21 protein-coding genes are annotated in these 21,761 nt (G+C 67.8%); 10 read left to right on the top strand and 11 right to left on the bottom strand.

Annotated features, from left to right (window positions below; all coding sequences use genetic code 11):
• Position 1: 1 nt before the first annotated feature.
• On the bottom strand, positions 2–865 hold the full coding sequence (locus DEI98_RS08090) for an NAD(P)-dependent oxidoreductase (RefSeq protein WP_071245140.1): 864 nt from the start codon (positions 863–865) through the stop codon (positions 2–4).
• 296 nt (positions 866–1,161) lie between these two features.
• Here DEI98_RS08090 and DEI98_RS08085 point away from each other — a divergent pair, with 296 nt between their 5' ends.
• On the top strand, positions 1,162–1,479 hold the full coding sequence (locus tag DEI98_RS08085; RefSeq protein ID WP_146243473.1) for a hypothetical protein: 318 nt from the start codon (positions 1,162–1,164) through the stop codon (positions 1,477–1,479).
• A gap of 48 nt (positions 1,480–1,527) precedes the next feature.
• On the opposite strand, the gene DEI98_RS08080 is transcribed toward DEI98_RS08085, so the two are convergent.
• A complete protein-coding gene (locus DEI98_RS08080; RefSeq protein WP_111024889.1) occupies positions 1,528–2,118 on the bottom strand; it encodes a TetR/AcrR family transcriptional regulator in 591 nt (196 codons plus the stop codon).
• Between the two features lie 176 nt (positions 2,119–2,294).
• On the opposite strand from DEI98_RS08080, the gene DEI98_RS08075 reads away from it, so the two are divergent.
• On the top strand, positions 2,295–4,775 hold the full coding sequence (locus tag DEI98_RS08075) for a glycoside hydrolase family 3 C-terminal domain-containing protein (RefSeq protein WP_111100446.1): 2,481 nt from the start codon (positions 2,295–2,297) through the stop codon (positions 4,773–4,775).
• 613 nt (positions 4,776–5,388) lie between these two features.
• Here DEI98_RS08075 and DEI98_RS08070 read toward each other — a convergent pair.
• Positions 5,389–6,402 (bottom strand): LLM class flavin-dependent oxidoreductase, encoded by a 1,014-nt coding sequence (locus tag DEI98_RS08070; RefSeq protein ID WP_111100445.1) that lies wholly within the window; start codon positions 6,400–6,402, stop codon positions 5,389–5,391.
• Between the two features lie 122 nt (positions 6,403–6,524).
• Here DEI98_RS08070 and DEI98_RS08065 point away from each other — a divergent pair, with 122 nt between their 5' ends.
• The gene (locus tag DEI98_RS08065) at positions 6,525–9,095 is read left to right on the top strand and encodes an RNA helicase (protein ID WP_111100444.1); all 2,571 of its coding nucleotides are present in this window, start codon (positions 6,525–6,527) and stop codon (positions 9,093–9,095) included.
• A 64-nt stretch (positions 9,096–9,159) separates the two neighbouring features.
• Positions 9,160–9,411 carry a DUF6458 family protein gene (locus DEI98_RS08060; protein ID WP_027465939.1) on the top strand — a complete coding sequence of 84 codons (252 nt, stop codon included), beginning with the start codon at positions 9,160–9,162 and terminating at the stop codon, positions 9,409–9,411.
• A 7-nt stretch (positions 9,412–9,418) separates the two neighbouring features.
• Here the strand turns inward: DEI98_RS08060 and DEI98_RS08055 are convergent, their stop codons facing one another.
• From DEI98_RS08055 to DEI98_RS08040, 4 genes are all read right to left on the bottom strand, one after another.
• Positions 9,419–9,823: a PIN domain-containing protein gene (locus tag DEI98_RS08055; protein WP_027465940.1), complete on the bottom strand. Its 405-nt coding sequence runs from the start codon at positions 9,821–9,823 to the stop codon at positions 9,419–9,421.
• A complete protein-coding gene (locus DEI98_RS08050; RefSeq protein ID WP_111100443.1) occupies positions 9,823–10,023 on the bottom strand; it encodes a type II toxin-antitoxin system VapB family antitoxin in 201 nt (66 codons plus the stop codon). Before DEI98_RS08050 ends, DEI98_RS08055 begins: the two co-directional genes overlap by 1 nt.
• Before the next feature lie 58 nt (positions 10,024–10,081).
• Positions 10,082–10,603, bottom strand: a complete 522-nt coding sequence (locus tag DEI98_RS08045) for a ribonuclease H (protein WP_027465941.1) — start codon at positions 10,601–10,603, stop codon at positions 10,082–10,084.
• A gap of 94 nt (positions 10,604–10,697) precedes the next feature.
• A complete protein-coding gene (locus DEI98_RS08040) occupies positions 10,698–11,528 on the bottom strand; it encodes a hypothetical protein (RefSeq protein ID WP_146243472.1) in 831 nt (276 codons plus the stop codon).
• Positions 11,529–11,646: 118 nt separating this feature from the next.
• Here DEI98_RS08040 and DEI98_RS08035 point away from each other — a divergent pair, with 118 nt between their 5' ends.
• Positions 11,647–11,985 (top strand): hypothetical protein, encoded by a 339-nt coding sequence (locus DEI98_RS08035; RefSeq protein ID WP_051596813.1) that lies wholly within the window; start codon positions 11,647–11,649, stop codon positions 11,983–11,985.
• A gap of 5 nt (positions 11,986–11,990) precedes the next feature.
• Here the strand turns inward: DEI98_RS08035 and DEI98_RS08030 are convergent, their stop codons facing one another.
• A complete protein-coding gene (locus DEI98_RS08030) occupies positions 11,991–12,809 on the bottom strand; it encodes an aldo/keto reductase (RefSeq protein ID WP_111100441.1) in 819 nt (272 codons plus the stop codon).
• A gap of 191 nt (positions 12,810–13,000) precedes the next feature.
• Positions 13,001–14,206, bottom strand: coding sequence for an MFS transporter (locus tag DEI98_RS08025; RefSeq protein WP_071405882.1), 1,206 nt, complete (start codon positions 14,204–14,206; stop codon positions 13,001–13,003).
• Between the two features lie 355 nt (positions 14,207–14,561).
• Here DEI98_RS08025 and nrdH point away from each other — a divergent pair, with 355 nt between their 5' ends.
• From nrdH to nrdF, 4 genes are all read left to right on the top strand, one after another.
• On the top strand, positions 14,562–14,795 hold the full coding sequence (gene nrdH, locus DEI98_RS08020; RefSeq protein ID WP_017886897.1) for a glutaredoxin-like protein NrdH: 234 nt from the start codon (positions 14,562–14,564) through the stop codon (positions 14,793–14,795).
• A 111-nt stretch (positions 14,796–14,906) separates the two neighbouring features.
• The gene (gene nrdI, locus DEI98_RS08015) at positions 14,907–15,323 is read left to right on the top strand and encodes a class Ib ribonucleoside-diphosphate reductase assembly flavoprotein NrdI (RefSeq protein ID WP_027465945.1); all 417 of its coding nucleotides are present in this window, start codon (positions 14,907–14,909) and stop codon (positions 15,321–15,323) included.
• Between the two features lie 17 nt (positions 15,324–15,340).
• Positions 15,341–17,446 (top strand): class 1b ribonucleoside-diphosphate reductase subunit alpha, encoded by a 2,106-nt coding sequence (gene nrdE / locus DEI98_RS08010; protein ID WP_111100440.1) that lies wholly within the window; start codon positions 15,341–15,343, stop codon positions 17,444–17,446.
• 90 nt (positions 17,447–17,536) lie between these two features.
• Positions 17,537–18,511: a class 1b ribonucleoside-diphosphate reductase subunit beta gene (nrdF, locus tag DEI98_RS08005; protein ID WP_017886894.1), complete on the top strand. Its 975-nt coding sequence runs from the start codon at positions 17,537–17,539 to the stop codon at positions 18,509–18,511.
• A 255-nt stretch (positions 18,512–18,766) separates the two neighbouring features.
• Here nrdF and DEI98_RS08000 read toward each other — a convergent pair whose 3' ends face one another.
• The gene (locus DEI98_RS08000; RefSeq protein ID WP_146243471.1) at positions 18,767–19,297 is read right to left on the bottom strand and encodes a hypothetical protein; all 531 of its coding nucleotides are present in this window, start codon (positions 19,295–19,297) and stop codon (positions 18,767–18,769) included.
• An 80-nt stretch (positions 19,298–19,377) separates the two neighbouring features.
• The gene (locus DEI98_RS18345; protein ID WP_146243470.1) at positions 19,378–19,572 is read right to left on the bottom strand and encodes a hypothetical protein; all 195 of its coding nucleotides are present in this window, start codon (positions 19,570–19,572) and stop codon (positions 19,378–19,380) included.
• Between the two features lie 219 nt (positions 19,573–19,791).
• Here DEI98_RS18345 and DEI98_RS07995 point away from each other — a divergent pair, with 219 nt between their 5' ends.
• Positions 19,792–21,618 (top strand): DUF4209 domain-containing protein, encoded by a 1,827-nt coding sequence (locus tag DEI98_RS07995; RefSeq protein ID WP_111100438.1) that lies wholly within the window; start codon positions 19,792–19,794, stop codon positions 21,616–21,618.
• Positions 21,619–21,761 lie beyond the last annotated feature (143 nt).

The following is a 21,761-nucleotide window of genomic DNA, read 5'->3' as shown; positions in this document are numbered from 1 at the left end:
ATCAGGCGCGGTGGTCGCGCCAGCTGTGCTCGGGCGTGTAGCCGAGGAGTTCGCGGGCCTTCTCCGACGACAGCAGCGAGCTGACGCCGTCGATGTCCGCACGGCGCTCGATGTCCGGCACGAAGCGTTCGACGAGCTCGATGGTCGGGGTGTCCATCACCGTGTCGGGGCTGGCGATGACGAACGCCTCGAACCCGGTGAGGTCGGCCTCGAGTGCCCGGCGGACGGCCTGGGCCCCGTCGCGGGAGTCGATGTACGACCACAGGTTGAACGTCTTCGCCTCGGGGGTGGCGTCCCACGGGAACGCCGGGTAGTCGGTCTCGTCCATCACGTTCGAGAAGCGCAGGCCGATCATCTTCAGTTCCGGGTCCCAGCGGGTGAAGTGGCGGGCCATCTCCTCCTCGACCGCCTTGCCGAGGGAGTACGACGACTGCGGGCGGACCGCGAACTCCTCGTCGACCGGCAGGTAGGGCGGGTGGTGCTCGCCCATCGGGATGCCGAGCAGGGTCTCGCTCGACGCCCACACGACGTTCTTGATCTTCGCGGCACGTGCGGCGTGGAAGACATTGATCGACGAGGTCACGTTGTTCGTGATGAGGGCCACGTCGGGGACCTGCCCCGGGGCCGGCACCGCCGCGAGGTGCACGACGGCGTCCACGTGGTCGTACCGGTCGTCGATGCCGAGCAGGGCGTTCAGGACCTGGCCGTGGTCGGTCAGGTCGATCCGCACGAACGGGACACGCTCGGGCTTGTCGGGGGAGGGGACACGGTCGAGCAGGACCACGTCGTACCCGTGCGCATCGAGGTCACGCACCACCGCTCGTCCGAGCTTGCCGCTGCCACCGGTCACCACTACACGCGTCATCGCGTCACTCCACATCGTCGTCGGAACACACCCTGGCGGGCACCGACCATCCTGCCCCGCCGCACCTGACGCGACCAGGCCCTGTCCGTACCCCGGAGCTGGCGGCTGGGCCCGTTTTACATATCGACACCCATACGCCAGTGTTCGACCATGGAACGATCGCAGACCTCATGAGCAATGAAATGAGCGAGATAGCGCACCTCGTCGACGGTGGAAGGATCGGTGATGCCGTCCGAGCCGCCCGCGGGCTCACCCCTCAGCGGGTCCGTGAACTCCTCTTTGCTTCTGGTGGGTTCATGCAGGACTCTGGCGCGTACGACGAGTTCTTCCGCCGCTGGTACGCCACGCTCGAGAGCCCGTACCTGCGGGCCGAAGCAGCGGATTGGTTCTGCCAGGCGTACCTGACCGAACTGGCCGACGTTCCTGGTGCGGAGCACTACGGAGCGGCCTTGTCGACGGATTCGAAGCGAGCGGTGCGTGACCACCTCGCGCGGGAGATGCGCGGCCGGAACATCTCAGATTGGTCGATGTCTCCGGAGGAACCCCTCTCGAAGACGCAGGTCCGCGCGTGGAGCACCGCGGCGGACGAACTCGCTGCCGTGCGCTTGCCCTGACCACTTCGCCGGAGGGAGGCTCGGTGCGGACGTGCGGTGCGCCTCCCGTCAGGCGGTGGGGGCGACCTGGGCGATCGCGAGGCGGGCGACGAGCTCGACGTGCTCGGCCATGTCGCGGGTGGGGTCGAAGAGCCACTGGATCTGCATGCCGTCGGACACCGCGAGCAGCACGCTGGTGAGTTCGTCGGGGTCGATGTCGGTACGCAGCCGACCGTCCTGCTGCATGGTGCGGAAGTCGGCGGACAGGTCACGGCGGCTGCGTTCGTAGCGCTCGCGGAAGTACTCGTGCGCCGGGTGCTCGGCGTCGGTGGCAGCGGCGGCGGACAGGTTGACGAACATCTGCACCAGGCCCGGGACCTCGGCGTTGTGCCGCACGATCGCCGCGAGCAGGGCTGCCGGGTCCGCGGCCTGCCAGTCGTGCGCGAGGTCGAGCTCGTCGCGCCGGCGGAGGATCTCGACCCAGAGCTCGTCCTTGGAGTCGAAGTAGTGCAGCAGGCCGGCCTGGGTCAGCTCCACGGCGTCGGCGATGTCCTTGATGCTCGTCCGCCGGAAGCCCTGCGACGCCACGAGGTCCAGCGCGACCGTGAGGATCTCCTCGCGCTTCGCGATGCCCTTTGCGTACGAACCCCGTCGTGCCATGGCCAGACTGTACCGCCCGCAGGAGACCCGAGAAAACCAAGCAACGGTTGGTTTTCGGTGGTACGGTGCAGGAGCTGCCAGCGCGGGCGGCGAACCCGGTGGATGGTGGGTGTGGGCGACGAGGCCCCGGCTGTCCAGGCGGCGCCCCGCGGCCCTGAACGAGAGGACCGACCACCGTGACCACCGTGAACGACGCGAGCACCGCCTCCAGTCCGTCGACGCCGCTGACCGAGCGCATCGATGCGCTCCTCGGCCAGCTGACCACCGACGAGAAGGTGCAGCTGCTCACCGGACGTGACTTCTGGACCACCTGGCCCATCGAGAAGATCGGGCTGCGCCGGATCCTGATGTCGGACGGCCCGTCGGGCGTGCGCGGCGAGGTGTGGGACGAGCGCGACCCGTCCCTGAACCTGCCGTCGGCGACCGCGCTGAGTGCCTCGTGGGACCGCGCGATCGCGAAGCGCTACGGCGCCGCCGCCGCGGTGGAGGCCCGCCGCAAGGGCGTGGACGTTGTGCTCGGCCCGACCATCAACCTGCACCGGTCCCCGCTCGGTGGCCGGCACTTCGAGGCGTTCAGCGAGGACCCTGTGCTCACGGGGGACCTGGCCGCGTCGTACGTCGACGGCGTGCAGGAGAACGGTGTCGCTGCCACCCCGAAGCACTACATCGCGAACGACTACGAGACCGACCGCTTCACCGCGTCGACCGAGGTGTCGGACCGCGCGCTGCGCGAGCTGTACCTGCTGGCGTTCGAGAAGGCCGTGACCGAGGCACACGCCTGGGCGATCATGTCGTCGTACAACGCGATCAACGGCGTGACGGCGTCGGAGAACGACCTGCTTGAGACCCCGCTCAACTCGGAGTGGGGCTTCGACGGCATCGTCGTGTCCGACTGGACCGGGGTGCGTTCCGTGGACTCGGCGAAGGCGTCGCAGGACGTCGCGATGCCGGGGCCGAACCCGTGGTGGAGCGAGGGCCCGCTGCTCGCCGCCGTGCAGTCCGGCGAGGTGCCGATGGCGGCGATCGACCGCAAGGTCCGCCGGATCCTGACGCTGGCCGCACGCGTCGGCGCGCTCGAGGGCTTCGAGCCCGTCGCCGCGTCGCCCGTGCACGTCGAGGACGGCATCGCGTTCGTGCGCGAGGCCGAGGCCGAGGGCATCGTCCTGGTCCGCAACACCGGTGTCCTGCCGCTCGACGCCCCCGCCGTGTCGCGCATCGCGGTGATCGGGCACAACGCCGACCAGGCCCGCACGCAGGGCGGCGGCTCGGCCACGGTCGTGCCGTCGCAGGTCGTGTCACCGCTGGACGGCATCCGCTCGGCCTTCCCCGGCGCGAGCGTGGACTACGCGATCGGCGCCGTCGTGCAGGAGGGCATCGCGGAGTTCCCGCTGTCCACCATCACGAACCCCGGCACCGAGGAACCCGGCGCCCGGGTCGCCTTCGTCAAGGACGGCGAGGAGCTGTTCGTCGAGGACCGCCGCGCGACGGCACTGTTCTGGTTCGGCGGCGACGCCCCGACGCGTGAAGCCGACCGGCTCGACATCACCACCACCTACACGGCCGAGTCGACCGGGACCGTGCGGTTCGGCATCGGCGCGGCCGGACGGTCACGCATGTGGATCGACGGCGAGCTGCTGCTCGACGAGGACGTGCCGTTCGAGGGTGACCAGCTCGGTGCCGCGTTCCTCAACCCGCCGGCGCGGTCGGTGCCGGTCGAGGTGACGGCGGGACAGCAGGTCGCGATCCGCATCGAGTACGACATCGTGCAGGACGAGACGCTCGGCGGGGTGCTGGCGTACCAGTTCGGCACCGAGCCGTCGGACGACGACCCCGCCGTGCTCATCGAGGCCGCGGTGGACGCCGCCCGTGGTGCGGACGTCGCCGTCGTCGTGGTCGGCACGAACTCCAAGGTCGAGTCCGAGGGCTACGACCGGTCCTCGCTGGCACTGCCCGGCCACCAGGACGACCTGGTGCGCGCGGTCGCCGCGGCGAACCCGAACACGGTCGTCGTCGTGAACGCCGGGTCGCCGGTCGAGATGCCCTGGCGGAACGACGTCGCCGCGGTGCTGCTGACCTGGTTCGGTGGGCAGGAGTACGGCAACGCCCTGGCCGACGTGCTGACGGGGGCGCAGGAGCCCGGCGGCCGCCTGCCCACCACGTGGCCCGTCGCGATGGCCGACGTCCCGGTGCTCGACGTCACCCCGGTCGACGGGAAGGTCGCGTACGACGAGGGTGTCCACGTCGGCTACCGGGCCTGGCTGCGGGCCGGCACCGAACCGGCGTACCCGTTCGGGCACGGCCTCGGCTACACCACGTGGTCGATCGAGGGTGTCTCCGCGAGTCCGACCGTGCGCGAGGGCGACGCCGTCATCGTCACGGCGACCGTCGCGAACACGGGTGACCGCGCCGGCAAGCACGTCGTGCAGGTCTACGCGTCCCGTGCGGAGTCGGCGGTCGACCGCCCGGTGCGCTGGCTGGTCGGGTTCGCCCCGGTCCGGCTCGCCGCGGGCGCCTCGACGGAGGTCTCGATCGAGGTCCCGGCGCGAGCCTTCGCCCACTGGGACGGCTCGTGGCAGTACGAGTCGGGGGCCTTCACGCTGCACGTCGGCGCGTCGGTCACCGACGACGCCGGAACCGCGTCCCTCGAACTGGAGTGACGAAGTCGTCCGGTTTCCGCGCAGCTCCCAACTCCATTCAGTAACATCGTTCTGCGCGAGTCGGCTGGTTACCGTCCGCGCACGCACCGACTACGGGGTCGCTGGGTGAGCGACTCGGTCTCCTGATCCGGCCGTTGTTGCCCTGGCCTCCCCGGTGCGTCCCAGAATGCGTCCCCGCGTCCGCGCGGGGACGCATTCGTCGTTCCGGCCCCGATCCGCAGGCGAACCGGCGCGGGAACCAGGTTCCGGACACAACACCACGGAATCGCGCGGTGCTGTGTCCGGAACCTGGTTCCGTGGCTCGTTCCGGCCCCGATGCGCACCGGTGAACCGGTTGCCGCACTTCGTCCCGGTTCGGAAAAACGAGTGACACTTGGTCAACTTCATACGTCCCAGGTGCGCGGAACGGTGTGACAAACCGCTCGGTAGGTGGAACGATGGGTGCACCATCTCGTGCGGATCAGGGACGAGATGGTCATCCGGCCGGGCTCTCGGGCCTCACCAACTCGATCAGAGCCCCGCCGGATGCCCTTGACTCTCGGTGGCGGTGCGGCGGCGGGACCGCAGGCGGTCAGGCCAGCGGCGCCGGCGGTCAGGTCCGCGGCGCCCGCCCTCAGGCCCGCAGCGCCGGGGCGATCTCCTCGGCCACGATGCGCAGGATCCGCTCGTGCGCCGCACGGTCGCCGTTCGCCGGCAGGGTGATGACCAGTTCGTCGGTGGCGGTGACCGCCGGGTCGGCGAGCAGGCTGTCGAGGATGGCCGCCGGTTCGCCGAACACGACCTTGCTGAAGCGGAACGGCGGGTTCCCCGAGAGTGGCCGGCCCTCGTCGTCCATCCCGGAGGCGTACCCGGTCAGGAACTCCTCGTGCACGGCGCGGTCGTGTTCGTCGAGGAGCGGCACCACGATCCGGCCCACGGCGACCTTGGACTCGCGCTGCGGGTGCAGCTCGGCGAACCGCTCACGGTAGGCGGCGATCTGGTCGGCCTGCGCCTGGGCGAACGGCGCGCCGGTGTCCTCGGTGTTCAGGGTCGAGCAGTGCAACAGGAGGCCCTTCTCGGCCGTGCGGACCGCCGTGCCCATGCTGCCGCCGCCCCACCAGACGCGGTCGCGCAGACCCGGGCTGAGCGGCTGCAGGGTCAGGTCGGCCCCGGCGGGGATGCTCTCGTAGCCCTTGCCGGCACTGCCGAGGGGCTCGCCCTGCAGCACCTCGAGCAGCCGTGCGGCGCGGGCCTCGGCCTCGTCGCGGAAGCTGCGGTCGACCGTGCCGAACACCGGGTCGAGGATCGGGCCGTACCCGGCGATGCCCGTGCTGATGCCGAGCTGCACTCGGCCTCCGCTGAGCAGGTCGACCGTGCTGGCGTCCTCGGCCAGGCGCACCGGGTCCTCGTAACGCATGCCGAGCACGGCGGTGCCGAACGCGATGGTGCTGGTGCGCTGCGCGGCTGCCGCGAAGAAGGTCATCGGGCTCGTCAGGTACGGCTCGAAGTGCCGTCCGCGCACCCAGCCCGTCCCGTAGCCGAGCGACTCGGCGGTCTCGAACAGGCGCAGGCCGTCCTCCAGGGCGCGGGCGGCGCCGTCGGTGCCGCCGTGGTTCGGGACGAAGGAGAGGAAGCCGAGTTCGCGCATGTCGCGAGTCTATGCGCACGTATCGAAATGCGCCTGAGTCGGCGACGGGGCGGACGGGAGGCCCGTGGCGGGCTGGCACCGCGCCTCCAGTCCGTCATGGCCGCACCTGGGAGGATGGGCGCATGACCGACGTCACCGCCCTGCCCCCGCTCGTCGCCGCGATCCCGGCGGCGGTGGACGGCGTCGTCGACCCCGACGAGGTCTACGAGGCCTTCGCGGCCTGGGCCGCGGTGGGCGGCCGACCGCTGTACCCGGCGCAGGACGAAGCGGTCATCGAGCTCGTGTCCGGCGCGAACGTCGTGCTGAGCACGCCGACCGGCACCGGGAAGTCGCTCGTCGCGGCCGGCGCGCACTTCGCCGCGCTCGCCGAGGGAAAGCGGAGCTACTACACGGCACCGATCAAGGCGCTGGTGTCCGAGAAGTTCTTCCAGCTCGTCGAGCTGTTCGGTGCACAGAACGTCGGCATGGTCACCGGCGACTCGAGCGTCAACGCCGACGCCCCGATCGTCTGCTGCACCGCCGAGATCCTGGCGAACCTGGCGCTGCGGCAGGGACCGGACGCGGACGTCGACGTCGTCGTGATGGACGAGTTCCACTTCTACGGCGACCCCGACCGAGGCTGGGCGTGGCAGGTGCCGCTGCTCGTGCTCGAGCGTGCGCAGTTCCTGCTCATGTCGGCGACCCTCGGCGACGTCACCACGATCGCCGACGACCTGTCCCGCCGGACCGGCCGGCCCACCGCCCGCGTGACCGGTGTCTCGCGACCCGTGCCGCTCGAGTACCAGTACGTGATGACGCCCGTGCAGGAGACGGTCGAGCGGCTCCTCGAGGATGGCAAGGCGCCGATCTACATCGTGCACTTCGCCCAGGCGGCTGCACTCGAACGGGCGCAGTCGCTGATGTCGGCGAAGGTCGCCTCGCGCGAACGCCGCGACCAGATCGCCGACGCCATCGCCGGCTTCCGGTTCAGCGCCGGGTTCGGACAGACCCTGTCGCGCCTGATCCGGGCCGGCATCGGCGTGCACCACGCCGGCATGCTGCCGAAGTACCGACGACTCGTCGAGCAGCTCGCCCAGCGCGGCCTGCTGCCCGTCATCTGCGGCACCGACACCCTGGGCGTCGGGATCAACGTGCCGATCCGGTCCGTGCTGTTCACCGGGCTGACGAAGTTCGACGGCACGAAGATGCGCCAGCTGTCCGCGCGGGAGTTCCACCAGATCGCCGGCCGCGCCGGACGTGCCGGCTACGACACCGAGGGTGACGTCGTCGCCGAGGCACCCGAGCACGACATCGAGAACGCCCGCGCCGTCGCCAAGGCCGGCGACGACCCGAAGAAGAAGAACAAGATCAAGCGGAAGAAGGCGCCCGAGGGTTTCGTGTCCTGGGGCCAGGCGTCGTTCGAGCGGCTGATCGCCGCCGAGCCGGAGCCGATGGTGTCGCGCATGCGGATCACGCACGCGATGGTGCTGTCCGTCGTCGCCCGTGGCGGGGACGCCTTCGCGGACGTCCGGTCGCTGGTCTACGACAACCACGAACCGCGCTCCCGGCAGCTCGCCATGGCTCGACGGGCACTCGTCATCGCCCGGACCCTCATCAACGCGCGGGTGATCGAGAAGGTCGACGGTGCCTACCGCTTGACCGTCGACATCGCGCCGAACTTCGCGCTCAACCAGCCGCTGTCACCGTTCGCGCTCGCCGCGTTCGAGCTGCTCGACCCTTCTTCTCCCACTTATGCACTGGACATGGTCTCGGTTGTCGAGGCCACCCTCGACGACCCGCGGGCGATCCTGTCGCAGCAGCAGTTCAAGGAGCGCGGCGAGGCCGTCGCCCGCATGAAGCAGGAGGGGATCGAGTACGAGGAGCGGATGGAGCTGCTCGAGGAGGTCACCTGGCCTCGCCCGCTGTCCGAGCTGTTGGAGGCGGCGTACGAGGCCTACGCCGCCGAACAGCCCTGGGTGCTCGACTTCCAGCTGTCCCCGAAGGCCGTCGTCCGCGACATGTACGAACGCGCGATGACCTTCGGCGACTTCGTGCGCTTCTACCAGCTCACCCGCTCCGAGGGCCTCGTGCTCCGCTACCTGTCCGACGCGTACCGGACCATGCGACAGACCATCGCCGAGGAACAGCGGACCCAGGAGCTCGACGACCTGATCGAGTGGCTGGGCGAGGTCGTGCGGCAGACCGACTCCTCGCTCGTCGACGAGTGGGAGGCGCTGCTCAACGGTGACGTTCTGCTGGCTTCCGAGGAGCACGAGGAGATCGCGCCGCCGCAGCCCGCACGGCTCACCGGCAAGCCGCGGGCGTTCCGGGTGCTCGTGCGCAACGCCCTGTTCCAGCGGGTGCTGCTCGCCGCGGCCGACGACATCGACGGGCTCGGGGAACTCGACGCGACCGCGGGCTTCGACCGAGCCGCGTGGGACAACGTGCTCGAGGAGTACTACGAGGAGCACGACAGCATCGGCACCGATGCCGATGCGCGCTCGATGCAGTACCTGGTGCTCGACGAGAGCGGCGCCACCGCGTCACCCCGGGTCTGGAAGGCGCGGCAGATCTTCGCCGACCCCGAGGGGGACAAGGACTTCGGGTTCTCGGCGACGATCGACCTGGACGCCTCGGACGAGGTCGGCGAGGCTGTCGTGCGGCTCACCGAGACCGGGCGGTTCGACGGGTGGGCCGAGGTCGACGTCGACTGATCGGCGCTGGGGTTGTCGGACGTGTACCGTCTCCGGCACCACCCCCACCCGAGAGGACTGCGTCATGCGCATCGGATCCAGCATCGCCCTGATCGTCATCGGCGCGATCGTCGCCTTCGCGCTGAACATCCAGCTCGCCGGTATCGACCTCCGCCTGATCGGCTACATCCTGATGGCAGCCGGTGTCGTGCTGCTCATCATCAGCCTCGCCGTGGCCTTCGGCGGTCGCCGCACCACGACCACCACGCGCTCGGGCGTCGACCCGGCGTCGGGGGAGCAGATCACCCGCCAGGACCGGCGCGACGGGACCTACTGACCCGCGGTCAGTGCTCCGGCAGGTACTCGTGCCGGAAATCGGCGACCGCGTCGGCGATGTGGTCGTAGTCGCGATCCGAGCTGAGGACGGTTGCCCCGTTCCGCACGGCGTAAGCAGCGATGTGGACGTCGATCGGTCCGGCTCCGCGGACGTGGCCGTTGTTCCAGAGAGCGTTCTGGATGCTCGTCACATCCTGGACGTCCGGGTGTTCTGATGCTTCGAGGAAGGCGTCCATGTCATCGCGGTGTCCCTGGTGGTCGGGCCCGGTGCGTGCTGAATGGCAGTACTCGAGGACCTGCGGCGGGCAGGTCATGATCAAGTCTTGCGTCGCGATCTCGCGAAGGCGTCGTGCGATCCCCGCGGAACGGTGCGCCTTCCACCAGACGGAGTTGTCGACGATGTACGTCGCCATCAGGGATGGAGCTCGTCAGCCGCGGAAGGGTCGGCGCCGAAGTCCCGCGCGATGATGCGTTCGACGGCGGCGGGCTGTCGCCGCACCGCGATGAGGGTTTCGAGTGCTCTCTGCACGACCTCGCGGTTGGAGCGCGCGCCGGTCAGCTGCTTCGCATCATCGAGCACGCGTGGATCAAGATCGATCGTCGTCACTGCCATACCGATCACCTCCGTTATACAGAGGAGTATATAACCGGGCGGGCTGCTGGCGGAAGGGTCAGAAGAGGGTCGCGGGCGGGGTCGCGTCGGGCAGCGCGGACGGCTCGGGGACCTCGGCGCCGGGCCAACCCGGACCGTGCGGCACGTCGGTGCCGTTCTGGAACGCGGTGGCAGCACCGCGGGCACGCACATCGGCGGCCTCGTTCATCTCGTGACCGACGTGGCCGCGGACCCACTCGAACGTGACCTTGCGGCCCTGCAGTTCCGCGTCGAGTTCCTTGATGATCTCGACGTTGAGCACCGGCTTGCCGTCGGCCTTCCGCCAGCCCTTGCGCTTCCAGCCGGCGAGCCACTCGGTGCAGGCCTTGATGGCGTACTGGCTGTCGCACAGGATGTGCAGCGGCTCGCCGGTGTCCTTCGTGGCGCGGAGCAGCTGCAGCACGGCGGTGAGCTCGCCGATGTTGTTCGTCGCGCGGGGCCAGCCGCCGGCCGCCCACCGGTCGTCGTCGACGTACCAGGCCCACCCGGCAGGGCCGGGGTTGCCGAGGGCTGAGCCGTCTGCGGCGGCGACGATCGTCACGATGGGACCTCCTGGTGGTGCCGAGTGCTCGCGAGTGCTGGTCAACCGTAACCGACCGTACGGACGGGCTCCGCGCGGCGGGGCGGCGACCGGATCAGCGCGCTGCGGGATCCAGGTTGAGATCGGTGTCCGTGATGAGCTGGTCGCCCGCGCCGGTCTGCAGCGACGGGTTCAGCCAACGGAGTTGCGCGACGGTGATGCCCAAGCGTTCGGCGACCGTCACCTGCGCGTCGTCGCTCGACACCTGGTACGACACCGGCACACCGTGACGTTCGTGCACCCAACCGTTCGCCCCGGGCCGCGCTGCGCCCACGTCGACCTGCAGGTGCGGGTACGGGTCGGGGATCGTCCAGTGCAACGGAGCGACTGCGAGCACGGAGCCGATGCCGGTGCGTCCGGAATCGTCCCCGTCATCAGACGGTGCCGGCACGAGCGCCACGCTGTGCAGGAAGTCCGGAGTGGACCCAGCCTCGGACAGTCCGACCGAGTCCGGGGCGCCGGTCTCGGGGTCCCAGATGACGACCCCGGCACGGTGTCCGCTGGCGTCGCCGGCACCGTCAGCGTCACCCCCGCGGAACTCCAAGCTCATCCACTGCGGGTTCGTCGTGCGGTAGCCGGACAACTCGGCGTCGAAGGTGCCGGTCTCGTTCGCGACGACCCGCACGTGGATCCGGGTGTCGCCGCTCGCCGAGACGACATCGGTCTCGGCGGCGACCGTGCCGGGCGCCAGGACCTGCGGCGTGCTGACCTGTTGTGCGGCGGGAGTCGGGTCGGCTCCCGGGCTCCGGCTCGTTCCGTCGAGTGATGCCTGTCGCGTCGGCACCGGGATCGCGTCGTCGCCGCCGGACGCCGTGCACCCGGCGAGCAGCAGCCCCACCAGCGCCGAGCCGATCACTGTGGTCGTCGCGGTCCGTGTTCGTCCCATCGTTCCCCCTCGTCGGCAGCGTAGCGGGGGCCAGGGACGTCATCGAGTGCGGGGAGCGGACCGAGCCAGACTCGTTACACGGGGCCGAGGACTACCGTCCGCTGCAGGAGGAAACACCATGAGCGACAGCATCCCGAACGCCCCCGGCCCCGAGCCGTCCGACGACCGAGCACGGAACGACGCGCTCCGCGACGCCGCGCACAGCGACGACGTCGACGGGGTCAGCGGACGCGAGCAGCGAGCAGCGGACACGTCGTACAGCCCGTCGAGCGAGCGCGAGATGGACGCGTCCCAAACGAAGCAGCGCGACGACGCCGACCTGCGTGAGGACGGCATCGACCCGTCCAAGGTCATCGCGGCCCCCGGGACGGGTGGCGCGGACGACGCCGGCGACGTCGAGCCCGAACCGGGCGACCTGCACCTGCCGTGGCAGTCCGAGGAGGACCGCCGAGGCTAGCTCGGCTACGACACCGAGTCCGGGTGGGAGCCCGTCCGCTGCCCGGACTCGAGCGTCGCGATCGCCGCGAGCTCGTCGTTGGTCAGCACGAAGCCGTCGACGTCGAGGTTCGACTGGATCCGTGACGGCGTGACCGACTTCGGCAGCACCACCACGTCCTGCTGCACGTTCCACCGCACGAGCACCTGCGCCACGCTCACGCCGTGCGCATCCGCGATGCCGGTCAGCACCGGCTCGTCGATCAGGCGCCCACGACCGAGCGGCGACCACGCCCCGGTCACGATGTCGTGCTGCTCGTGGAACGCGATGAGTTCGCGCTGCGGCAGCCACGGGTGCCGTTCGACCTGGTTCAGTGCCGGCACCTCGCCGGTCTCGTCGATGAGCCGCTGCAGGTGCGGCACCTGGAAGTTCGAGACACCGATGCTCCGTGCCCGCCCTGACTCACGCAGTTCCACCAGAGCGCGCCAGGTCTCGACGTAGAGGGCGTTGGCGGCGGCCGGCCAGTGGATCAGGTAGAGGTCGACGGCGTCGAGCCCCAGCCGCTCGAGGCTGCCGTCGAACGCCCGCAGCGTCGCGTCGCGCCCCTGGTGGTCGTTCCACACCTTGGTCGTCACGAAGACGTCGTCACGGTCCAGCCCGGAGGCCCGGATCGCCTTGCCGACGCCGGTCTCGTTGCCGTACATCTCGGCGGTGTCGACGTGCCGGTAGCCGGCGTTCAGCGCGAGGCCGACCGCCGTCTCGGCTTCGGCATCGTCGACCTTGTAGACGCCGAAGCCGATCGCGGGGATCGAGCGGCCGTCGCGCAGGGGAACTGAGGTGACCATGCACCCATCCTGCCGGTGCCTGGCGGGCGTGCGCCGGGCCTCCAGGCCATCTGTGGAGAACGCGACCCGTACGCCGGACGCACGTTCCTTCCCATAGCGGCCGCGATGGCGAGTGGGATCGGGCGTACCTGGTCAGAACTTCCGACCAGGTACGCCCGTTTCGACCAGGCACGCCCGAAACCGCCCGCCGCTCAAGTCGGCAGGTGCACCGGCTCGGTGTCGGGGAGGGGGCTGGCGTCACGGCCGCGCAGGTCGGGCAGCCAGCTGCGCATCGCCAGGGGGAGCAGCACGCCCAGGCCGGCCATCACGGCGCCGACGGTGAAGCCGCCGACGGGGCCGCTGCCGTCGATCAGGAAGCCGGCGATCGCCGAACCGCCGGCGGCACCGATCAGCTGGCCGGTGCCCATCCAGCCGTAGGCCTCGGCCGTGTCGGAGAACTTGACGGTGGCCGAGACCGAACCGAACATCACCGCGAGGGCCGGCGCGATGCCCACACCCGCGATGACCAGGGCCAGGCAGAGCCACCAGAAACCCGTGCCACCGAGGGCAAGGGTGAGGCCGACGAAGACGACGGCCATGCGCGTCCACAGGGTGTTGCGGGAGATCGGGCGGTGGCCGAACGCCAGGCCGCCGGCGAGCGAACCGACCGCGAACACCGCGAGGACGATGCCGGCGTTCGGGCTGCCCTCGCCGAAGACGCTGGTGACGCTCGCCTCGACCGCGGCGCACGCTCCGATCAGCAGCAGACCGGTCAGGGTGGCGACGACGACCGCGGGGCGCTTCAGCACGACACCGAAGGCGCGCTTCGAACGGGGGATGCGGACGCGGCCGAGCTCGGGGGAGGCGATGAACCACGCGCCGCCGACGACCAGGAAGACCATCGCGACGACGATCGCCTCGACCGTGCCGACCTGGGTGGCGACGAAGGTGGTGATGACCGGGCCGGCGACCCAGATGAGCTCCTGCGCGCTGGCGTCGAGGGAGAAGAGGGGTGTGAGCTGCGCCGACGTCACCATCTTCGGGTAGATGGTGCGCACCGCCGGCTGCACGGGCGGGACCGCCAGGCCGCCGAGGAACCCGACCACCACGTAGCCCCAGAGCGGCATGACCACGAACGCGATGACCACCATGCTGATCAGCGCGACGATGCTCGTCAGGATGAGGACGGGGCGCATGCCCCAGCTGCCCATCCACCGGCTCGTCAGGGGACCGGCCAGCGCCTGCCCGATGCTCGTCGTCGCGAGCACCAGGCCGGCCGCGCCGTAGGAGTCGAACACGTGCTCGACGTGCAGCAGGTAGGCCAGCGACAGCATGCCGAACGGGAACCGCGCGGTGAGCTGTGCGGCGATGACACGACCCACGCCAGGGGTCTTCAGGAGGGGCCCGTACGTACTCACGAGACGAGTGTACGGACCGGCCGGACGGGGGTGTCCCCCGTCCTGGGGAGGGGCGGTTCGCGACACGCCGACGCGTTGATTCCACATCTGTGGATCGGGACTGTCCACCGGTGTGGGGAAGTGTCGGTGGTCGGGCGCAGACTGGCGGAAACTCGGGCCTCCCGGGAATCCACAGACTGTGGAGGACGTTGTGGAGAACTACACGGCTGTAACACTTCCTCTAGTGGTCGGTGCTGCGGCTAGCCACTAGATGTAGTGTGGAGGCATCGCAGCGGCCCCTCCCGGACACGACTGCGGACAGACATCAGCACCACCTCCACAGCACAGCAGAAACCAGTAGGAACCAGGGGAGAACATGGCCGTCACCGTCTACACCAAGCCGTCCTGCGTCCAGTGCACCGCGACGTACCGGGCCCTCGACAACAAGGGCATCGAGTACGAAGTGCACGACGTCTCCACGGACGAAGCAGCGCTCGAGCACGTCAAGAGCCTGGGCTACATGCAGGCCCCCGTCGTCGTCACGGACGACGACCACTGGTCGGGCTTCCGCCCCGACAAGATCGCAACCCTCAGCGCCGAACTGGCGTAGTCGTTCTGCGGGCCCCGAAGGGGCCCGCAGGCAGGGCATCTCGGGAGGCGCGACTCGCCTCTCCTGGCCCGTCCGGTCCGCCTGTCCGCACCTTCTCCAGAGGAGCGCACCATGAGCCGATTGGTCTACTTCTCGAGCGTGTCCGGGTACACCGCGCGCTTCGTCGAGAAGCTCGGCCGCGACGCGGACCGGATCCCGCTCTACCCGAGCGAACCATTCCTGCACGTCGACGAGCCCTACGTCCTGGTCCTGCCCACCTACGGTGGCGGCAACGGCGAGGGTGCAGTCCCCAAGCAGGTCATCAAGTTCCTCAACGACGCCCACAACCGCTCGCTGATCCGCGGCGTGGTGGTGGGTGGCAACACGAACTTCGGCGAGGCGTACGGCCTCGCAGGGGACGTCATCGCGCAGAAGTGCAACGTCCCCCTTCTCTACAGATTCGAACTCTTCGGGACCCCTGACGACGTGTCGGCGGTCAACTCAGGATTGGATGCATTTTGGACGCAGCAGTTGCAGACGTCGATCTGACGTCGCCGCAGACGGGGATGGACTACCACTCCCTCAACGCGATGCTCAACCTCTACGACGCGGACGGGAACATCCAGTTCGACAAGGATCGTGAGGCCGCCAAGCAGTTCTTCCTGCAGCACGTCAACCAGAACACCGTCTTCTTCCACAACCTGAAGGAGCGGCTCGACTACCTGGTCGAGAACGAGTACTACGAACAAGCAACGATCGACATGTACTCGCTGGACTTCATCCAGCGACTCAACGACCTGGCCTACTCGAAGAAGTTCCGGTTCCAGACGTTCCTCGGCGCGTTCAAGTACTACACGAGCTACACGCTCAAGACGTTCGACGGCAAGCGGTACCTGGAGCGCTTCGAGGACCGCGTCGTCATGACCGCCCTCGGCCTGGCCCAGGGCAACGAGCAGCTCGCCATCGACCTGGTCGAAGAAATCGTCGCCGGCCGCTTCCAGCCCGCGACCCCCACGTTCCTCAACACGGCGAAGGCACAGCGCGGCGAGCTCGTCTCCTGCTTCCTGCTCCGCATCGAGGACAACATGGAGTCGATCTCGCGCGGCATCAACTCCTCGCTGCAGCTCTCGAAGCGCGGCGGTGGCGTGGCCCTGCTCCTCTCCAACATCCGTGAGGCCGGCGCCCCGATCAAGCAGATCGAGAACCAGTCCTCGGGCATCATCCCCGTGATGAAGCTGCTGGAAGACTCCTTCTCCTACGCGAACCAGCTCGGTGCGCGTCAGGGTGCCGGCGCGGTCTACCTCAGCGCCCACCACCCGGACATCATGAAGTTCCTCGACACCAAGCGCGAGAACGCCGACGAGAAGATCCGCATCAAGACGCTGTCCCTCGGCGTCGTCGTGCCGGACATCACGTTCGAGCTCGCGAAGAACAACGAGGACATGTACCTGTTCTCGCCGTACGACGTCGAGAAGGTCTACGGCGTCCCCTTCGGCGACGTCCCGATCTCCGAGAACTACCGCGCGATGGTCGACGACTCGCGCATCAAGAAGACGAAGATCAAGGCGCGTGACTTCTTCACGACCATCGCCGAGATCCAGTTCGAGTCGGGCTACCCGTACATCGTGTTCGAGGACACGGTGAACAAGGCCAACCCGATCAAGGGTCGGATCAACATGTCCAACCTGTGCTCCGAGATCCTGCAGGTCAACACCCCGACGACCTTCAACGAGGACCTGTCCTACAAGGAGATCGGCAAGGACATCTCCTGCAACCTCGGCTCGCTGAACATCGCGCTGACGATGGACTCGCCCGACTTCGGCAAGACCATCGAGACGGCCATCCGCGGCCTGACCTCGGTCTCGCAGATGTCGCACATCACCTCGGTGCGTTCCGTCGAGGACGGCAACGACAAGTCGCACGCCATCGGCCTCGGCCAGATGAACCTGCACGGCTACCTCGCTCGTGAGCGCGTCTACTACGGCTCCGAAGAGGGCATCGACTTCACGAACATCTACTTCTACACGGTGCTGTTCCACGCCCTGCGTGCGTCGAACAAGATCGCGATCGAGACCGGCGAGACCTTCGACGGCTTCCGCGACTCGAAGTACGCGTCGGGTGAGTTCTTCGACAAGTACACCGACCAGACGTGGACGCCCGCGACCGCTCGTGTTGCCTCGCTGTTCGACAACGCGAACATCACGATCCCGACGCAGGACGACTGGAAGGCGCTGAAGGCGTCCGTCCAGGAGCACGGCATCTACAACCAGAACCTGCAGGCCGTCCCGCCGACCGGTTCGATCTCGTACATCAACCACTCGACGTCGTCGATCCACCCGATCGCGTCGAAGATCGAGATCCGCAAGGAAGGCAAGCTCGGCCGCGTCTACTACCCGGCGCCGTTCATGACGAACGACAACCTGGACTACTACCAGGACGCGTACGAGATCGGTGCCGAGAAGATCATCGACACGTACGCCGCGGCGACGCAGCACGTGGACCAGGGCCTGTCCCTGACGCTGTTCTTCAAGGACACCGCCACCACGCGTGACATCAACAAGGCGCAGATCTACGCATGGCGCAAGGGAATCAAGACGATCTACTACATCCGTCTCCGCCAGCTCGCGCTGGAGGGCACGGAGGTCGAGGGCTGCGTCAGCTGCATGCTGTAGAGCTGCCGCTCTGCTCCCTGGAGGCGCGGTGCCAACCCGCACCGCGCCTCCAGTCCGTCACTTAGTCACCATCTCTGTAAGGAACACACGTTGGTCGAGAAGCTGAAGCTCATTGATCGGGTCCAGGCCATCAACTGGAACCGCATCCAGGACGACAAGGACGTCGAGGTCTGGAACCGTCTCGTCAACAACTTCTGGCTGCCCGAGAAGGTGCCGCTGTCGAACGACGTGCAGTCGTGGAACACGCTGACGCCGGCCGAGCAGACCCTGACCATGCGTGTGTTCACCGGTCTGACCCTGCTCGACACCATCCAGGGCACAGTCGGCGCCGTGTCGCTCATCCCCGACGCGATCACCCCGCACGAGGAAGCCGTCTACACGAACATCGCGTTCATGGAGTCGGTGCACGCCAAGTCCTACTCGTCGATCTTCTCGACCCTCGCGTCGACCCGTGAGATCGACGAGGCCTTCCGCTGGTCCGAGGAGAACCCGAACCTGCAGAAGAAGGCGTCCATCGTGATGGACTACTACCAGGGCGACAACCCGCTGAAGCGCAAGGTCGCCTCGACGCTGCTCGAGTCGTTCCTGTTCTACTCGGGCTTCTACCTGCCGATGCACTGGTCGTCGCGCGCCAAGCTCACGAACACCGCCGACCTGATCCGCCTGATCATCCGCGACGAAGCCGTCCACGGGTACTACATCGGCTACAAGTACCAGAAGGGCCTCGAGACCCTCACGCAGGCGGAGCGCGACGAGCTCAAGGACTACACGTTCTCGCTGCTGTTCGAGATGTACGAGAACGAGGTGCAGTACACGCAGGACCTCTACGACGAGGTCGGGCTGACCGAGGACGTCAAGAAGTTCCTGCACTACAACGCCAACAAGGCGCTGATGAACCTGGGCTACGAGCCGATGTTCCCGAAGAACATCACCGACGTGAACCCGGCCATCCTCTCCGCCCTGTCGCCGAACGCGGACGAGAACCACGACTTCTTCTCGGGCTCCGGCTCGTCGTACGTCATCGGCAAGGCCGTGAACACCGAGGACGAGGACTGGGACTTCTGATCCTGGTCTGACTCGTGGGAACGCCCCGCTGGCTTCGGCCGGCGGGGCGTTTCTGTGTCCGCAGGCCCGCCCGTCACTGAGATCAAGCGCGGACGGGCTATGTGAGACAGGCCCCGTCTACCTCACGAAGCGTGGAGCAGTTCGTCCGGTGGACGACCGGCTTACGAGACGGCAAAACAAGGTTCCGCATGCTCGGGCGAGCCGAGCGTAGGCGCAGGGGACGATCGCGTCAGGAGCTGTTTCGCTGAAGCTCGGCTACACGTTCCTGTCCTTATACATCTGCACCAGGCGCGCAACGAGGGTGAGTGCTGCGTCGTAGAACATCGCGAGCGTGACCACCGAGGTTGTGAGTTCGAACGACGCCGAGCCGGCAACGGAGGGTCCTAGCTGCCTCACCTCGAGAACGTTCCGCATCATGGAAGTGTTGCCGTGCGCGATGCCACTGGCCATCTGCCAAAGGATCAGAGGGGGCTCCACTAGATCAGGGACGAGGCCCGCGATTGCAGTCAGCCGACTCGTGACCGAAGTGACCTTCGAGATCCGCGTGCCTCGGATACGCGGACGTTCGTCAATGAGTTCTTCCAATCGCACCTGCATCCGGTTGAACCCGACATCGTTCGCGGGATCGAGGCCCAGCTCGGTTTTGACGGAGCGGACTTGTCGGCGGTTGTCCCAAGTCAGTTCAAACGAGCGCAGCACGCGATCATCGCGGCTCCTCGGCTGGAGGATCCAGAGGCCGGTGCCGGTCATCTCGATAGCACTGCGCACCAGCGTGAAGAGTGACATCGCGAGGATCTTCCCGCCTGAGTCCTCGACCGTTACTTGCACGGCCCTGAGATGGTCCGTGGCTGCAACCAGTAGCCCGATTACTTGATCCGGGATGGGGTTGTACGCCGTCGCCGCCCGGTCGCCACGAGCGATGAGCGATTGCGTTCCTCGAGAGTCTCGACCAGCTGCTCCAACGCGGTCAATCGTGCAAAGCTGAGTTGCAGGAACTCGAAGCCTCGCTGCGCGTCCGCATCAGACTCGCGAGTGTTGCGGACGCCCGTCGGATCGTTCATAGGGCGAACGTAGTGCAGGGAGCGGCTCTCTGGAACGAGGGTGGCTATCACCAAAAACGACGTCAGCGCGGTCTGGGGAAGTTGACCCCAGTCGAGTACGAGACGATCATCAAACCCGCAGGTCGTACTCGCGGCCTAGTCGAACGAGTCAACGCAGTCCCTTCCCGGGTTTCGTCGGGGAGATGAGCAGCCTTCGGCCACCGGCCATAACCTGAACTCATGACCACGGCTCCCGACTCTCGCTGGCAGGCCGCTGCCCGCGACTCTGACCTACAAGCAGCGCTCGCCGAGAGTGACACGGGCACCCTCCTCATGGGCAGTCCCCTTCAGGTGATCGCGGATGACGCCGGTGTGGGTGATGATGTCCGCTACGTCTCAGGTCTACTTGCGACGGTCGCCTGGTTCATGCCGAACGGGAACGACTGGACCAACCCCTACGGTCCTTTCGCTACGTTTGGCGATCGGCGGAGTCCCATCCCCGCCGACTTCAGTGAGGCGGACATCACGGTGTTGGCCGAGATCGCCGCACTAATCCCCAGTCTGATCTTTCGGAGTCGCGTCCTCGACGTCGTCGCGATCACGGGGGACCCTGCACTGCGCCCGACTCGGCATTCCGCGCAGCTCCAAGCGCTGGCCGACCACGGGGTGACGAGCGATGCAATGACCCACGCCGCCGAGCAGTGGGACCGCGGACTTGCTGTCGGCGTCCGCTTCCGCGGCGTCGCGTCGGCGCAGCTCGACGAGATCGAGCGCCAACTCGTCGAAGCCGCAACCACATCCTCCGACGGCGGACTTGCGGTGCGCGCGGCGCGGCTGCTCGGCGATCATCGGCTTGGACGCCAGCATGCGGCGGCGATTGCGGCACACCTTGCTGGACATGCAGAAGGCGTCGAGTCAATCGCCGCTCAGGACACGCTGGAGGTCGCGGCCGAATGGTACGGGCGTGCGGGCGATCCAGCGGGCGCCGAGGATACGACGAACGCAATCGTTCAGCGACTGATCGCTGAGGCCGATGCTTCTGAGGCGTTCCGCGCGTCCATCCACTTGGAGATGGCGCTCAAGATTCTCCGCACACTGCCCCGCACGGCTCGCGAGCGCCTTGGCGTGGCCGACCTGCCAATCGAACTCGCCCGTCGGATCCGGGAGAGCGGCGCTGCGGCCATCGGTCAAATGAAAGTGTTGGCTACCGAGGGCGGCGACCTCGGCGACCATGTCGCTGAGTTGCTTGCCACAATTCGTAGCGACGATCCCGTTGAGTCGCTCCGGCGCTTTGCTGGCATACAGGCTTTCGCTAGTGTGTCGGCGGCTCGGTCTGAGACTGAAGAGCGTGAGCGGCGATTCCCTCTCTCTTTTTTGGCGACGCGGCGGACCCTCAGCGCCGATGGGCGCACCGTGTACCGCTCCCCCGTGGGCGACGATGCCACGATTTATGGCGAGAAGGCGGCCACCTGGGAAGGGATGATCCAGCATTATCAGCTGCGAGTCAGTCTTCTTGGCGGCATCGTGCTGCCGAGGGCCCTGCGACAGCTCTCCACTGATCACCGGCTTCACATCGGCGACTTCCAGGCCCTTGCTGAGGGCAGCGCTATCGTGCCGAGCGCGCACGAGGGGATCTTTGCGCGGGGGTTGCATTACGGATACAGCGGGGACTTCGGAGCCGCAGTGCACCTCCTCGTGCCCGCAATCGAAGCACTCGTGCGATTGCACCTCGCGAACGCCGGCGAGCGCACGAGCGCAATCAGCGCGGACGGCAACGAAAACGAGATCGGCCTCTCCGCCCTCATGGAGAACGAGCGGGTCGTCGACATTTTTGGAGAGGACGTTGCGTTCGAATTTCGCGCACTGCTATGCGGACCCATCGGCCCGAATCTTCGCAACGAGGTCGCACACGGACTGGTCGGCGATGCGGTGTTCTCTTCGGGTGTCAGCGTCTACCTCTGGTGGCTCACGCTCAAGCTCGTCTTCATGCCCTACTGGAACGCGCTGCACGATCCAGAGGCGGCTGAGGCGCGCGAGCCAGCCGTTCCGGAAAGGGACGCGGATTAGGGCCTCCGCGCGAGTGTGCCGATCTATTCGGCCCGGGGCAGCGGGTCTCTGAACGGTCTTCGCACGTTCAGCGAATCGGATCGATGCGCCGCGGCGGGACAGCATGGCGAAGGAGGAACGAGCGAGCATAGGTGCAGCTCCGG

The organism is Curtobacterium sp. MCLR17_034, assembly GCF_003234485.1.
GTDB classification, from domain to species: domain Bacteria; phylum Actinomycetota; class Actinomycetes; order Actinomycetales; family Microbacteriaceae; genus Curtobacterium; species Curtobacterium flaccumfaciens.
This window is presented reverse-complemented; position numbering and strand designations above follow the sequence as displayed.

What these genes read in the sequence shown, in the direction of transcription:
- DEI98_RS08090 (WP_071245140.1), bottom strand. Translation starts at nt 865, where the DNA reads ATGACGCGTGTAGTGGTGACCGGTGGCAGCGGCAAGCTCGGACGAGCG.
- DEI98_RS08085 (WP_146243473.1), top strand. Translation starts at nt 1,162, where the DNA reads ATGCAGGACTCTGGCGCGTACGACGAGTTCTTCCGCCGCTGGTACGCC.
- DEI98_RS08080 (WP_111024889.1), bottom strand. Translation starts at nt 2,118, where the DNA reads ATGGCACGACGGGGTTCGTACGCAAAGGGCATCGCGAAGCGCGAGGAG.
- DEI98_RS08070 (WP_111100445.1), bottom strand. Translation starts at nt 6,402, where the DNA reads ATGCGCGAACTCGGCTTCCTCTCCTTCGTCCCGAACCACGGCGGCACC.
- DEI98_RS08065 (WP_111100444.1), top strand. Translation starts at nt 6,525, where the DNA reads ATGACCGACGTCACCGCCCTGCCCCCGCTCGTCGCCGCGATCCCGGCG.
- DEI98_RS08060 (WP_027465939.1), top strand. Translation starts at nt 9,160, where the DNA reads ATGCGCATCGGATCCAGCATCGCCCTGATCGTCATCGGCGCGATCGTC.
- DEI98_RS08055 (WP_027465940.1), bottom strand. Translation starts at nt 9,823, where the DNA reads ATGGCGACGTACATCGTCGACAACTCCGTCTGGTGGAAGGCGCACCGT.
- DEI98_RS08050 (WP_111100443.1), bottom strand. Translation starts at nt 10,023, where the DNA reads ATGGCAGTGACGACGATCGATCTTGATCCACGCGTGCTCGATGATGCG.
- DEI98_RS08040 (WP_146243472.1), bottom strand. Translation starts at nt 11,528, where the DNA reads ATGGGACGAACACGGACCGCGACGACCACAGTGATCGGCTCGGCGCTG.
- DEI98_RS08035 (WP_051596813.1), top strand. Translation starts at nt 11,647, where the DNA reads ATGAGCGACAGCATCCCGAACGCCCCCGGCCCCGAGCCGTCCGACGAC.
- DEI98_RS08030 (WP_111100441.1), bottom strand. Translation starts at nt 12,809, where the DNA reads ATGGTCACCTCAGTTCCCCTGCGCGACGGCCGCTCGATCCCCGCGATC.
- nrdH (WP_017886897.1), top strand. Translation starts at nt 14,562, where the DNA reads ATGGCCGTCACCGTCTACACCAAGCCGTCCTGCGTCCAGTGCACCGCG.
- nrdI (WP_027465945.1), top strand. Translation starts at nt 14,907, where the DNA reads ATGAGCCGATTGGTCTACTTCTCGAGCGTGTCCGGGTACACCGCGCGC.
- nrdE (WP_111100440.1), top strand. Translation starts at nt 15,341, where the DNA reads ATGGACTACCACTCCCTCAACGCGATGCTCAACCTCTACGACGCGGAC.
- DEI98_RS08000 (WP_146243471.1), bottom strand. Translation starts at nt 19,297, where the DNA reads ATGTCACTCTTCACGCTGGTGCGCAGTGCTATCGAGATGACCGGCACC.
- DEI98_RS18345 (WP_146243470.1), bottom strand. Translation starts at nt 19,572, where the DNA reads ATGAACGATCCGACGGGCGTCCGCAACACTCGCGAGTCTGATGCGGAC.
- DEI98_RS07995 (WP_111100438.1), top strand. Translation starts at nt 19,792, where the DNA reads ATGACCACGGCTCCCGACTCTCGCTGGCAGGCCGCTGCCCGCGACTCT.